12 protein-coding genes and 1 tRNA gene are annotated in these 12,252 nt (G+C 56.6%); 8 read left to right on the top strand and 5 right to left on the bottom strand.

The features are described from left to right. Window positions 1-13: 13 nt before the first annotated feature. Window positions 14-1,546: an arylsulfatase gene (locus tag ACR0B3_RS03315; RefSeq protein ID WP_480808018.1), complete on the bottom strand. Its 1,533-nt coding sequence runs from the start codon at window positions 1,544-1,546 to the stop codon at window positions 14-16. Between the two features lie 269 nt (window positions 1,547-1,815). Between ACR0B3_RS03315 and ACR0B3_RS03310 the strand changes: the two genes are divergently transcribed. Further along, window positions 1,816-2,496 (top strand): Crp/Fnr family transcriptional regulator, encoded by a 681-nt coding sequence (locus tag ACR0B3_RS03310; protein ID WP_480807826.1) that lies wholly within the window; start codon window positions 1,816-1,818, stop codon window positions 2,494-2,496. 7 nt (window positions 2,497-2,503) lie between these two features. On the opposite strand, the gene ACR0B3_RS03305 is transcribed toward ACR0B3_RS03310, so the two are convergent. Next, window positions 2,504-3,595: an AI-2E family transporter gene (locus tag ACR0B3_RS03305; protein WP_480807825.1), complete on the bottom strand. Its 1,092-nt coding sequence runs from the start codon at window positions 3,593-3,595 to the stop codon at window positions 2,504-2,506. 157 nt (window positions 3,596-3,752) lie between these two features. Here ACR0B3_RS03305 and ACR0B3_RS03300 point away from each other — a divergent pair, with 157 nt between their 5' ends. From ACR0B3_RS03300 to ACR0B3_RS03290, 3 genes are all read left to right on the top strand, one after another. Beyond that, window positions 3,753-4,610: a YihY/virulence factor BrkB family protein gene (locus tag ACR0B3_RS03300; RefSeq protein WP_170757592.1), complete on the top strand. Its 858-nt coding sequence runs from the start codon at window positions 3,753-3,755 to the stop codon at window positions 4,608-4,610. Next, entirely contained in the window at window positions 4,610-6,514 is a 1,905-nt protein-coding gene (locus tag ACR0B3_RS03295; protein ID WP_480808017.1) for a multiheme c-type cytochrome, read from the top strand. The genes ACR0B3_RS03300 and ACR0B3_RS03295 overlap by 1 nt, the downstream gene beginning before the upstream one ends. Window positions 6,515-6,606: 92 nt before the next feature. After that, window positions 6,607-6,801, top strand: coding sequence for a hypothetical protein (locus ACR0B3_RS03290; protein ID WP_480807824.1), 195 nt, complete (start codon window positions 6,607-6,609; stop codon window positions 6,799-6,801). 6 nt (window positions 6,802-6,807) lie between these two features. Here ACR0B3_RS03290 and ACR0B3_RS03285 read toward each other — a convergent pair whose 3' ends face one another. Both ACR0B3_RS03285 and ACR0B3_RS03280 read right to left on the bottom strand, forming a co-directional pair. Next, window positions 6,808-7,524, bottom strand: a complete 717-nt coding sequence (locus tag ACR0B3_RS03285) for an RlmE family RNA methyltransferase (protein ID WP_480807823.1) — start codon at window positions 7,522-7,524, stop codon at window positions 6,808-6,810. After that, window positions 7,524-8,636 (bottom strand): Ppx/GppA phosphatase family protein, encoded by a 1,113-nt coding sequence (locus ACR0B3_RS03280; RefSeq protein ID WP_480807822.1) that lies wholly within the window; start codon window positions 8,634-8,636, stop codon window positions 7,524-7,526. The genes ACR0B3_RS03285 and ACR0B3_RS03280 overlap by 1 nt, the downstream gene beginning before the upstream one ends. Before the next feature lie 242 nt (window positions 8,637-8,878). Between ACR0B3_RS03280 and ACR0B3_RS03275 the strand changes: the two genes are divergently transcribed. The 4 genes from ACR0B3_RS03275 (at window position 8,879) to ACR0B3_RS03260 (ending at window position 11,386) form a co-directional block, all read left to right on the top strand. Further along, a complete protein-coding gene (locus ACR0B3_RS03275) occupies window positions 8,879-9,175 on the top strand; it encodes a virulence factor (protein ID WP_170683756.1) in 297 nt (98 codons plus the stop codon). Between the two features lie 26 nt (window positions 9,176-9,201). Then, complete coding sequence (locus ACR0B3_RS03270; protein ID WP_480807821.1) at window positions 9,202-10,128, top strand: methylenetetrahydrofolate reductase; 927 nt, start codon at window positions 9,202-9,204, stop codon at window positions 10,126-10,128. 9 nt (window positions 10,129-10,137) lie between these two features. Continuing rightward, window positions 10,138-11,202 (top strand): methyltetrahydrofolate cobalamin methyltransferase, encoded by a 1,065-nt coding sequence (locus ACR0B3_RS03265; protein WP_170718934.1) that lies wholly within the window; start codon window positions 10,138-10,140, stop codon window positions 11,200-11,202. 110 nt (window positions 11,203-11,312) lie between these two features. Then, window positions 11,313-11,386: transfer RNA gene (locus ACR0B3_RS03260), tRNA-Gly, on the top strand. 1 nt (window position 11,387) lies between these two features. Here the strand turns inward: ACR0B3_RS03260 and ACR0B3_RS03255 are convergent. Continuing rightward, entirely contained in the window at window positions 11,388-12,245 is an 858-nt protein-coding gene (locus ACR0B3_RS03255; RefSeq protein WP_480807820.1) for a class I SAM-dependent methyltransferase, read from the bottom strand. Window positions 12,246-12,252: the final 7 nt, after the last annotated feature.

Raw genomic sequence — 12,252 nt, 5'->3', positions numbered from 1 at the left:
CCCTTTCTTGTGTTTAATTTGAGGTCGGAGTGGCCAGTTTTTCCATGACCTGATCCAGGCTAAAGCTGGCGGCCTTCTGGCGTGGCGGGTACTCCTGAAAAGTGCTGAGGAAGTTGGCAACATATTGCTGCGCTGGCACCAGGAAATACACCCGGTCGATCATCCAGTCATAGTAGGTATTGGATGTGCGGTATCCACGCTCATAAGGATCGCGGCGCAGATTGACGATGATAGGCACGCGAAGCTCGGTGAACGGTTCCATCCAGGCGCGAAGTGTGGCCCAGGCTTTCTGCTCTAGAAAGATCAGCTTCCAGTCATCAAAGCGGAGCGCGGACAAGTCGCCATCATCGGTGAAATAGAAGATTTCACGACGTGGGCTTTCAGTAGCTTCACCCGTTAGCAATGGCAGGATGTTGTACCCATCCAAGTGTACTTTGTAGTCGCGACCCATTGCCGGTGAGGAATAGCCAGCCTTCAACTTTTCCTTGATCTCGGGATCACCTGCGACGGCGAGGTAAGTGGGCAGCCAGTCCATGTGATGCACGATCTCGTTCGAGACCGAGCCCGCCTCGATCTTACCGGGCCAACGCACCATGGATGGAACGCGCCAACCGCCTTCCCAGTTGGTGTTCTTTTCGCCCCAGAACGGGGTTGAGGCGGCGTCTGGCCACGTATTGTAATGCGGGCCGTTGTCGGTGGAATAGTGCACGATGGTGTTGTCAGCGATGCCAAGTTCATCCAACAGATCAAGCAGTTGGCCGACCTGAATGTCATGTTCGATCATACCGGCCGTGTATTCATCGGCTGGGCTGCCGACCATTTCATTTGCTTTTTCGCGCATCTCTTCCCCGACATGGGTGCGGAAATGCATGCGCGTTCCGTTCCACCAAACATAGAACGGTGTGCCGTTTTGATTGGCTTCACGGATGAACTCAACCGCAGCTTCGAGCGTCTCCTGATCGACCGTTTCCATACGCTTGCGGGTCAGTGGGCCGGTGTCTTCGATTGCACCACCTGCGCTAGACTTTATCACGCCGCGTGGGCCGTAGGCTTCGCGGAAGGTGCGCCCGTCGGGCAAGATCGCATCGCCGGGATAGTCTTCATGCTCGGGCTCCTCTTCGGCGTTAAGGTGGTAGAGGTTCCCAAAAAACTCATCAAATCCATGGTTTGTCGGCAGATGCTCATCTCGGTCACCCAGGTGGTTTTTGCCGAACTGACCTGTGACATAACCATGATCTTTGAGAAGACCGGCGATTGTTGGGTCCTCGACCTGCATCCCTTCTTTGGCGCCCGGCAGGCCCACCTTGGACAGGCCGGTCCGGAACACGGACTGCCCCATGATGTATGACGAGCGACCAGCGGTGCAGGACTGTTCACCGTAGTAATCGGTGAAGATCATGCCCTCATCCGCGACCCGGTCGATATTGGGGGTTCGGTACCCCATCAGGCCCATCGTATAGGCCGAGATGTTGGATTGACCGATATCGTCGCCCCATATGACCAGAATATTTGGTTTCTGGTCTTGCGCCCACGCGGGCAGCGCCATCAGAACCGCAATTGATGCGGCAGCAGTACGGCGTAATCCAATACGCCAGCTTTCCAAGAACCGGGTGGTAGATAACATGATTTACTCCTGAACTGTTGGACATTTTGTCCTAGAGAAATAGGTAGAGTCTGCGACCAGAATTGAATTAGCTACAGTTGGTAAGCTGCGGATTTCCCGTCTTAATAGTCAGAAAACAGGAATCACATGGCAGTAATGTAGGCCACGAAGGCCTGATTGAATTTATCATATGATGAAGTTTAAATATATAGATGACAAGAATTGACACTGAATTCAAAACACTGCGTGAAAATACCTGGCTGGAAGCCAGATCCCCTGCCTTTCAAGAGGCTCTGATGCGCTGCGCAGTACGCCGCTGTTACGGGACCGACGAAGCCCTTTATCTGCAAGGGGATCCTGCGAATGGGATTCATGCTGTTTTGGATGGTGGGGTAAAGATCACTGTCCCAGCGGATGACGGGCAGGAATTTGTGGTTCATCAGGAAGGACGCGGTTTCTGGATCGGTGATCTGGCATTGTTTGCAACAGCGCACCGTTTGGTCAGCGTAGTCGCGACCCGTCCGACTGAGACGCTGTTTTTTCCGGCTTCGCGGCTGGAACGTATGGTGCAGGAAGTTCCCGACTATGTGCGCGACTTCTATGTGTTGACGCATGAGAACATGCAGAAAACCCTGCGTATTGTTGCTAATCTTGCGGTCACCGGAACCGAGAAACGGTTGGTGCTGCGGTTACTGCATCTGGATGAAGTCGCATCAGATGACGAAGGCTGGATACCGGTTTCACAAGAAGAACTGGCCGAGATGATAGCCGTTTCGCCACCAACACTTCACCGTGCCCTGCACCGGCTCATTAGTCTCGACCTGATCGAAGGTGGCTATGGTCGGTTGCGGCTAAAAGATCGTCGCGCACTGATTTCCAGCTGTCAGAGTTGACCGGGGTTCAGGCCGAACGCTTTGCGGTCGACCGATCATCCTCACCCAATCTTCCATCCAGTGACATCAGGATTGCCACAGGGCGCAGCGCCGGGATGTGGCTGAATATGATCAGGATGCAAACGGTCAAGGGCACGCTAAGGAACGCTCCGATCAGACCCCAGACCGTAGTCCAGAAGGTCAGCGCCAATATAACAAGAAACGTCGACATGTTCAGGGACCGGCCCAGCAGGGCTGGATCAAGAAAATTGCCGATGACGAATTGAAGTGTGCCGCAGCCCAAGACGATGATCAGAAATGGTCCGATGGTTTCGAATTGAACCAGAGCGATCATCGAAGGAAAGATCACAGCAATGATCGACCCGATCGACGGGATAAAGTTCAATGCGAATGTCAGTACGGCCCATGTTTCGGCATACTCAAGCCCCAGCGCTTTGAAGATCGTATAGCTGATGAGGGCTGTGATCAGGCTGATCATGGTTTTAACACCAACATACCGCTGCAGACTGTATGAAATCGCATCCAGAACCGAGGCAAGATCAGCCCCCAATTCTGGGTTTCCGGCGGCAAGTTGGATTTTTTTGCGAAAGGCCAACCGCTCGGCCATCAGAAACGCGACGTATAGGCTGATCAGTAGAAACTGGTTCAACAGCGATGTGGCGCTACCCAGCATTATCCGGGCCACAAAGGACATATCGATATTGACCAGGTTATCGCGAATAAAGCTGGTGACGTCGTTGCCTATCAGCCCGGTAATCCTGTGAACTGCCCCGTCGAATTGGCTTTCATAGGTATTGATAGAACGTGCAAATTGCGTGGCCTGACTGCCCAGGATGTACATGATCATGAACAATCCGGCCAAGACAACCGTGACGCCTGCGACATTCGCCAGCCAAATGGGGACGCGGGTCACCGCAATGACCCGATCGCTTAGGGCAAGGATCAACACATTGACCAGCAACGCCATGGTGAGTGGGATCAGAAAGTTCGCCCCAGCATAAAGGCCAAGCACAGCAAGCGTGGCCACGATCACAACGTCGCGCAATACACTCAGTTGCGGGCGCGCCCTCGATTGGGTGTTTTCTGAGTCAGAGGTCATGCGATGGCCTTGGTCTGTATTCCGCCTTGACGCGTTTGTTTGATCCTGCACAGGCTGATCGGTTTATGCAATCCATACAGAATGTTATGGGCAGGAAAACGGCACGCTTGGCCGATTGACGGTTCTGTCAGACCAAAAGGCAGGTTAGGCTTGGGTAATGTCAGGTGTTTCGATTCCCTCATCCGGCCAACTCCTGCGGGCGCTCTGGCTTGCCGTGCGCCGGTTCAATGACAAAAATGGGTTTGTCATGAGCAGCCATGTCGCGATGTCTTTGATGATGGCTCTGTTTCCGTTCGTTTTATTCACTGTGGCTTTGGCTGGGGCTTTGTCGCAGGGTTATGTCACGGATGAGCTGATCGAGCTTATCTTCGGCGCTTGGCCCAAAGACGTGGCGGACCCCATCGTCGCAGAACTCCGGGCCGTACTGGCAGGGGCTGGGTCAGGGGTGATCACAATAGGCGGCTTGCTGGCAATCTTTTTCGCCTCGAACGGAGTGGCTGCTGTGCGCAAGGCGATGACTCAGGCTTATCACGACAAGGACCATTGGCCGTTTTGGAAAACCAGATTGCTGTGCTTTGTGCTCGTCATAATCGGTGGGGCTGCCATCTTGGCAATTGCTGCGGTTGAGGTCGTTTTGCCGGTCTATACCCGTTTGGTTTCCGAAAAAACGGCTGTGGATGTTGATCACTGGCTATCGGTGGATCGCCTGCGGTGGACCTTTACCGTTGCCGTGCCAGCGGGAACCGTTCTATTGGCGCATCTGATATTGCCCTCGCGGCGCCATCGTCTTGTACAGATTCTGCCGGGCGTGATCCTGACCTTGGCGCTATGGGCTGCGGGAGGTTGGGGATTCTCGATCTATATCGCACAATTCGCCACATATAGCGCGACATATGCCGGCCTCGCCGGGGCCATGGCAGCGTTGATCTTTCTGTATTTGTGCTCTGCTATGCTGATCCTAGGGGCCGAGTACAATGGCGCATTGATTGATCTTCAGAATGCGGAAGGCACATGATGCGCCGCCGAGCTATTTTGTTAACTGCGACATTGTGGGCTTTAGCTCAGCAAGGGCAGGCGCAGGATTATGTCGGGTCCGATGCGTGTTCAGATTGCCATCAGGAACAAACCCAGGCTTGGGAAAACTCGCACCATGCGCTGGCGTGGACCGAAGTGGGCGACGGCCATGTATTGGCTGATTTCGACGATACCCTATTTTCCTATGACGGGATGAGTGTGTCGTTCACGGATCAAGACGGAACGTTTGCGGCGCAAGTTACCGAAAAGGACGGTGTTACCACCGCCTATCCCGTCCACTCGGTGGTGGGAATTGCACCTTTGCAGCAATACCTCTTTGAAACCGAACCGGGCAGGTTGCAAAGCTTCGATGTGGTCTGGGATGTGGAAGAGGGGCGCTGGTTCCATCTTTATCCGGATCAGGATTTGCCTCCGAATGACGGGTTGCACTGGACGGGGCCGTACAAGAACTGGAACGCACGTTGTGCCGAGTGCCATGCGACAGGCTATGTGAAGAACTACGATGCCCCGACAAGGCGCTATGACTCGACCCAAGCTGAGATTGGTGTGGGGTGCGAGGCGTGTCATGGACCGGGGTCTGCGCATCTTGAGTGGACAACCGGCAAAGCATTGCAAGACGGTCTGGGCGAGTTCGGATTTTCGATTGATTGGGGCAGGGGACAGACCGAAGCCGAAATTCAGCAATGTGCCGGGTGTCATTCCCGGCGTGAGGCCTTGGAGGACGGCAATCCGCACCCCGGAAAACCCTACCACGATGCCTATAATCTGGCCCTTTTGCGGCCGGGCCTTTATCACCCGGATGGCCAGATATTGGATGAAGTCTATGTGTATGGCTCGTTCCTACAGTCGCGCATGTATGCGGCAGGCGTTGGGTGCATGAATTGCCACGATCCGCACCGGGCCGAGGTAAAGGCCGAAGGCAATGGGTTGTGTACCCAGTGTCATTCGCCCGCTGGTAACTCGGATTTCCCGACGCTTCGAAAAGCAGACTATGACACGCCCGCGCATCACCATCACGCTGAGGTTTCAGAAGGTGCGCAATGCAAAAACTGCCATATGATCGAGCGGGTCTATATGGGGGTCGACGGGCGGCGCGATCATAGTTTCCGCATCCCTCGCCCTGACCTTGGGTTAGGAACGGATGCCTGTACAGATTGCCATTCGGAAGAAGGGCAGCCCTGGGCGGCACAACAGATCGCGGGCTGGTTCCCTGAATCGACCTACAGGTCCGAGCACTACGGAACCGCATTCGCAGCAGCAGGTAGCGGTCAGTTGGATGATCCGGCTGCTTTGACTGCGATCGCTTTGGATCGAGGGCAGGCGGGCATCGTACGTGCGACTGCCCTCTACCTGCTGCAACCCTTTTCGACGCCAGAATTGGCAGAGCAGCTGGCGCCGCTTTTGGCCGATCCCGATCCGCTGGTTCGGGCGAATGGCCCGGCGCTGCAGCGGCGGGCTCCACCTCAGTTACGTGCTGTACGGCTTGAACCGCTATTGTCGGACCCATTGCGAAATGTGCGGATCTCGGCTGCCAAAGAGTTTCTTTCCATCCGGCCTGAGGACATGACAGCCGAGCAACGCGCAGATGCTCAGGTAGGTATGGCCGACTGGCAGCGCAGCGTTTCCAATCGCCTGGATTTTCCTGAAACGCATATGGTGTTGGGAGGTTGGGCGCTGACACTCAGAAACGCGCCTGCCGCAGAACGCGCGTTCCGCGAGGTTGTGGTGCTGGACCCTCAGCGCGCCGAGGCTTGGCCGATGCTGGTTCAATTGGCCCATATCAACCGTGGCCCTCAAGCTGCGTTGGCGGCATTGGACGAGGCCCTATTGGTGCTTCCCGATGATCCGAATCTACGGCTATTGGCACGCGATCTTGGGCGTTGACCGGCACCGATCCGGCAGATTTGCGCCATTTTCCGGGCTTATTCAGCGGCTAGAACTCCGGGGTAGGTACTCGGATTGCCAACAGGTGACGCATGTCAGATCGCTCTGCAACCTTCGCAAAACCGCTGACGCCGGCCCGGAAATCGACGCTGGACCAACGCATCGAAGAACTACGCGCGCGCAAGCCCGTCGATATCAACCATGGTGAGGCGCTGCTGCTGCAAGGCATCGCTGCGGCATCTTTGCGAAAGCAACATGTATCGCAAGGCAAGATTGATCTGGACTGAGGGTACCTAGCCCCTGAAACCAGTTGCGACGACAAACTTTTCAGAGCTATCGGAGCGAGAGGCCGGTGGCTTCACATTGGCAACTTTTGTGAACTTCTGCTTGAGCAGTTTCTGCAGGTCACCCTCGGCCCCCCCGGCCAGAACTTTTGCGACAAATGTGCCGCCTTCTTCGAGCACATCGAATGCGAAATAGGCTGCTGTTTCACACAATGCCATGATCCGCAGGTGGTCGGTCTGCTTGTGGCCCGAAGAGGCCGCCGCCATGTCTGACATCACCACATCTGCCTTGCCACCCAGCCAGTCTTTGACCTTTTGATCGGCGTCGTCTTCCATGAAATCAAGCACATGCGCGGTGGCCCCGGCGACCGGTTCAACCTCTTGCAGGTCAACACCCAGAACCGTACCAATCCGCTTGCCGCTTTTTTCACCCAGCGCATTAACGCGTTTCACTGCAACCTGCAGCCAGCCACCGGGAGCGCAGCCCAGATCAACCACTCGTGCGCCGGGGATCAGAAAGCGGAATTTGTCGTCCAATTCAAGGATCTTGAACGCCGCACGACCGCGATAGCCTTCGACTTGCGCGCGCTTGACATATGGATCGTTCAACTGCCGCTCAAGCCAGCGGGTCGAGCTAAGCTTACGCCCCCGTGCTGTCTTGACCTTCACCTTCAGGTCGCGCTGCCCGCGACCCGAGTTGCTTTTGCCGGTTGGTGTTTTCGCCATCAGAACGGTCCGTCTTCCAATACACCGTCCGCGCTCATTTGAGCATAGAGCAGACCTTCGCGCAGCCCCCGATCCGCCACAGACAGACGATCGGTGGGCCAGCAGCGCAGCAATGCCTGCAAAATGGCCGAGCCGGACATGATCAGGGCCTGCCGATCTTCTCCGATCCGGGGATCACGGCGGCGCCCACGAGGGCCGAGTTCTAGATACCCTCGTATCACCTTGTCAATCTGATCGCTGGTCATGCGCAATCCGTCCACCTTGGTCCGGTCATAGCGTTTGAGCCCCAGATGCGAGGCGGCCACCGTGGTTACCGTGCCGCTGGTGCCCACGATCTGGAACCCTTCGCGGGTCTGTTCGTCTTTGTAAGGGGCAAAATCGGCAAGGTTTTCCTCGAAAAACCAACTCATTAGCGCAAAACGCGCCGCATCGTCCTCAACATCGTTGAACTGATCCCGCAGCGTAGCGACGCCCAGCGGGACACTGATCCAATCGACCACTTTGGCAGCAGGGAATGGGCTTTCAGAAGTGTGGAAACCATTATGCAGGCGCATAATCGCTGCAGGCCGATCCCGACGGGGGACAGAGGAAATGTCGATCCAGACCAGCTCGGTCGAGCCCCCACCGATATCAACGACTAACAATTGCTCAGTCTTGGTCGACACAAGCGGGGCGCAGGAGATGACGGCCAGACGCGCTTCTTCCTCGGGCTGGATGATCTCAAGCGTCAGGCCGGTTTCACGTTTAACCTGACGGATGAAATCGCGCGAATTCTTGGCCCGACGGCATGCCTCAGTCGCGATCAGGCGCATGCGCTTGACCTTATTGCGTTTGAGCTTTTGCTGACAGATCCGCAGGGCCTGAACCGTGCGTGCCATCGAGGCCCGCGACAACCGCCCGGTGCGTTCAAGACCGGCGCCCAACTGCACCGACTTGGAGAAACTGTCGACCACATGGAAGCCACTGCCCTTGGGCTGGGCGATCAACATGCGGCAGCTATTTGTCCCCAGATCCAGCGCCGCAAATAACGCATCTGGATCGGGTCTTGCCGGCGCGGGGCTTTCGACCGCTTTCGGGAACGCGCCCGCACCTCTGGGACGCTTGGGCGCCATCTTAAACGCCCTCCGATTTTCGAGTTACCCCGACCATAGGTCGCGCAATTGGATCACGCAAGATGCTCATTAAAGTCATTAGGATTTTGATGTTCGGTTTTGCTTGCGAGGTCTTTAAAAGCGTCCATATGCAGCCGTGGGCAAAAAGGTCGCTGCGCAGACGCCTTATGTCGAAAATCGACCGACCTGAGCCCATATTGAAGTTTAGAACCGGTCCATCTGGTTAGAAGGAATCACAGGCGATGCCCGACGTCACAATCGTATATTGGCGCGATATTCCCGCTCAGGTCATCGTCGGCAAAGGCCGTCGTGGTGCGAAGCGACAATTGGAAGAGCGGTTCGAGCAAGCGATCGACCGGGCTGCCATGAAGGTCAATGCCAAAGACAGTGATGCCTATCTGGCCGAGTGGCGCAAAGCCGAACCTTTCGCAATCGAGGGCGACCCGTCCGAGATTGCCGAGGCTGAGGCCCAGCGTTTGGAAACAGAGTACGATCAGGATCGCATCAAGGCCTTGATCGCCAATGACGGTTGGGCATGAGCCCCAGAACTTTATGGGAGGCCGCAATGGCTTTGCTGAACTTCAAGAAACGTGATGCCGTCGAAAACGGCCCTGTGAACCCGACCGTCGAAGCCTTTTTGCAGGGCTACTCGATTGAGGTGATGCCGCGCACAGCTGAAAAGGTCGAAGATTTCCGCGCTCTGCTGCCCGAGGGCACTCGCGTCTACATTGCCCATATTGAGGGCACGCCGATCGAAGACATGGTCAAAACCGCCAAGCGCATCGCCGCTGAAGGTTATCCGGTCATGCCGCATTTTCCGGCGCGGATCATCAAGGATGCTGCGACTCTGGAAAACTGGATCTCAATGTATCAGGGTGAGGCCGGGGTCGAGCAGGCACTGCTGCTGGCTGGTGGTGTTGCCAAGCCACATGGCGATTTTGATAGTTCGATGCAGCTATTGGAAACCGGCTTGTTCGACAGGGCAGGCTTCAAACGTCTGCACGTCGCGGGCCACCCCGAAGGCAACAAGGACATCGATCCGGATGGTTCGACCAAAAATGTTGATGAAGCGCTACACTGGAAGCAGAAGTTCAGCGAAACCACCAACGCCGAAATGGCGCTGGCCACTCAGTTTGCCTTCGACGCCAAGCCGATCATCGCGTGGGCCGACAGCCTGAAGGAGGCGGGCATTGATCTGCCGATCCATATCGGCATCGCTGGTCCGGCCAAGCTCCAGACCCTGATCAAGTTCGCCATCGCCTGCGGTGTTGGCCCCTCGCTGAAGGTGCTGCAGAAACGCGCCATGGATGTATCGAAACTGCTGCTGCCTTATGAACCGACTGACGTGATCACCGAACTGGCCAACCACAAAGCGGCGAACCCTGATTTCAACATCACCAAAGTGCACTTCTTCCCACTTGGCGGCATCAAGACAAACGCCAACTGGGCGATCAACAACGGCGGCGCTTCGGCAAAGCCTGTAAACTCCTAAGGAACGGACATGACCCGTACAGTCGTAGAATCAAAAACAAAAACCGCCGTCCTTGGCTTTGACGAACCGTTCTGCGTCATCGGTGAGCGGATCAACCCGACTGGCCGTAAAAAACTGGCTGCGGAACTCGAGGCGGGCGATTTCTCGACCGTTGAAAAAGACGCGCTGGCGCAGGTAGCGGCAGGCGCGACCGTTCTGGATATCAATGCGGGCGTTGTCTACAACTCGAACCCAAACCCCAACGAGACCGAACCGCCGCTGATGACTAAGATCGTCGAGCTGGTGCAAGGCTTGGTTGATGTGCCGCTGTGTATCGACTCATCTGTACCCGGTGCGCTGGAGGCGGGTCTTGAGGCGGCTGAGGGCCGTCCGCTGTTGAACTCGGTCACAGGCGAAGAAGAGCGTCTGGAGCTGGTTCTGCCGCTGGTCAAGAAATACAACGTGCCGGTCGTGGCGATTTCGAACGATGACACGGGGATTTCCGAAGACCCCGACGTGCGTTTTGCCGTTGCTAAAACCATCGTGGAACGCGCTGCTGACCACGGCATCCCGGCCCATGACATCGTGGTTGATCCGCTGGTGATGCCTATCGGTGCGATGGCAACTGCCGGTCAGCAGGTGTTTGCTCTGGTCCGTCGCCTGCGCGAGGAACTGGGTGTGAACACCACTTGCGGTGCTTCCAATATCTCGTTCGGCCTGCCGAACCGTCACGGCATTAACAATGCATTCCTGCCGATGGCAATGGGCGCTGGCATGACGTCCGCGATCATGAACCCGGTGGCCCTGCCCGTGACGCAGAAGCGGATCGCCGAGAAGAAAGAGCAGGTTGCCGCCGCTGGTATCATCCTGCCCGAGGGCATGGATGACGAAACCTTCGTTCAAATGTTCGGCCTTGGATCGACCTTGCCGCGCGCGGGCAAAGAGATGGAGGCCATCCGCGCCGCCAATCTGCTGACCAATAACGACGCGCATGGCGGTGAGTGGATCCGGTTCAACAAACCGCCTGCTGAGGCCGGTGCCGAGGGCGAGGGCGCGCGTGGCCGTCGCGGCGGTGGCCGCCGCCGTCGCGCTTAAGGTAATTAAAACAAAGGATTGGGCCGGATCGTTGATCCGGCCTTTTCGATTCTTCAGGGTTTGTTGACCCTTGAACCTCGGTAAAAAGCAGTGCTAATCACTGCCCAACGGCCGGTATGATGTAATGGTAGCCTGTCAGCTTCCCAAGCTGAACGCGCGGGTTCGATTCCCGCTACCCGCTCCAATCAGTCTGCGCGTCGAGCCTGATACAGGTTGATCGTCGCGGGTATGAGGACATTGGAGCCAGACTGATACTGCCGGAACTCTTCCGCTACAGCTTGTTGAACGGCGTCTGTATCCGCCTCATTCCCTTCGAAATGCGCGACAACACGGCCCGCGGGGCCAACACGCGTGACCAGATGCGCTGTTCCTTCAACACCGCCGAAACCCGTCAGATTAACTGTAACCGCGTCGCCGGTTATGTCAGACAGCCCAGCTTGGGTCATCAGGCCTCTAACATGGTCGATGTCGTGGAACGCCAGCGGCCCGGGGGCATAGCGGTCTACGCGGGGTGGTTGGCCCAATCGTCGCACGGCGGCGACATGGGGTATCTTGAACCAAGGGTTGGCATCCAGCGGCCCCCAAGAGGCAAAGGTCATTCGCCCACCGGGTTTCAAGGCTGAGGCGATGTTTCGGAATGCCGCGACCGAGTCACCGAAGAACATCACTCCGAACCGAGAGATTGCTGCATCCATCTGATCGGGTGCAAACGCATAGGTTTGCGCGTCCGCGTGCTGAAACGTAAGTGTCTGTAGCCCGTCGTATTCAGCCCGTTTGGCTGCGCGGTCCAGAAAGGGCTGTGAAATATCAGCGGCCAGAACGTACCCGTTCGGCCCTACCGCGCGGGCGGCAGCGATTGCGCTGACACCCGTGCCACATCCGATATCCAGCACCTTCATGCCTGCCGACAAGGCGGCTCGGTTCAGAACGAGATCAAGAACAGGCGCGAAGGCGTGGTCAAGCTGATCTTCATAAGTCAGCCATTTGGTGCCTTGTTCCGAGTTTCCCCAGAATTCCGCCTGTTCCTCGTTTTCTGATGTCATACCCGCC

This window comes from Ruegeria sp. CE9, assembly GCF_056537425.1.
Note: the sequence above shows the minus strand (reverse complement) of the source record. Positions and strands in the feature narration are given on the sequence as shown.

What these genes read in the sequence shown, in the direction of transcription:
- ACR0B3_RS03315 (WP_480808018.1), bottom strand. Translation starts at nt 1,546, where the DNA reads ATGGCGCTGCCCGCGTGGGCGCAAGACCAGAAACCAAATATTCTGGTC.
- ACR0B3_RS03310 (WP_480807826.1), top strand. Translation starts at nt 1,816, where the DNA reads ATGACAAGAATTGACACTGAATTCAAAACACTGCGTGAAAATACCTGG.
- ACR0B3_RS03305 (WP_480807825.1), bottom strand. Translation starts at nt 3,595, where the DNA reads ATGACCTCTGACTCAGAAAACACCCAATCGAGGGCGCGCCCGCAACTG.
- ACR0B3_RS03300 (WP_170757592.1), top strand. Translation starts at nt 3,753, where the DNA reads ATGTCAGGTGTTTCGATTCCCTCATCCGGCCAACTCCTGCGGGCGCTC.
- ACR0B3_RS03295 (WP_480808017.1), top strand. Translation starts at nt 4,610, where the DNA reads ATGCGCCGCCGAGCTATTTTGTTAACTGCGACATTGTGGGCTTTAGCT.
- ACR0B3_RS03290 (WP_480807824.1), top strand. Translation starts at nt 6,607, where the DNA reads ATGTCAGATCGCTCTGCAACCTTCGCAAAACCGCTGACGCCGGCCCGG.
- ACR0B3_RS03285 (WP_480807823.1), bottom strand. Translation starts at nt 7,524, where the DNA reads ATGGCGAAAACACCAACCGGCAAAAGCAACTCGGGTCGCGGGCAGCGC.
- ACR0B3_RS03280 (WP_480807822.1), bottom strand. Translation starts at nt 8,636, where the DNA reads ATGGCGCCCAAGCGTCCCAGAGGTGCGGGCGCGTTCCCGAAAGCGGTC.
- ACR0B3_RS03275 (WP_170683756.1), top strand. Translation starts at nt 8,879, where the DNA reads ATGCCCGACGTCACAATCGTATATTGGCGCGATATTCCCGCTCAGGTC.
- ACR0B3_RS03270 (WP_480807821.1), top strand. Translation starts at nt 9,202, where the DNA reads ATGGCTTTGCTGAACTTCAAGAAACGTGATGCCGTCGAAAACGGCCCT.
- ACR0B3_RS03265 (WP_170718934.1), top strand. Translation starts at nt 10,138, where the DNA reads ATGACCCGTACAGTCGTAGAATCAAAAACAAAAACCGCCGTCCTTGGC.
- ACR0B3_RS03255 (WP_480807820.1), bottom strand. Translation starts at nt 12,245, where the DNA reads ATGACATCAGAAAACGAGGAACAGGCGGAATTCTGGGGAAACTCGGAA.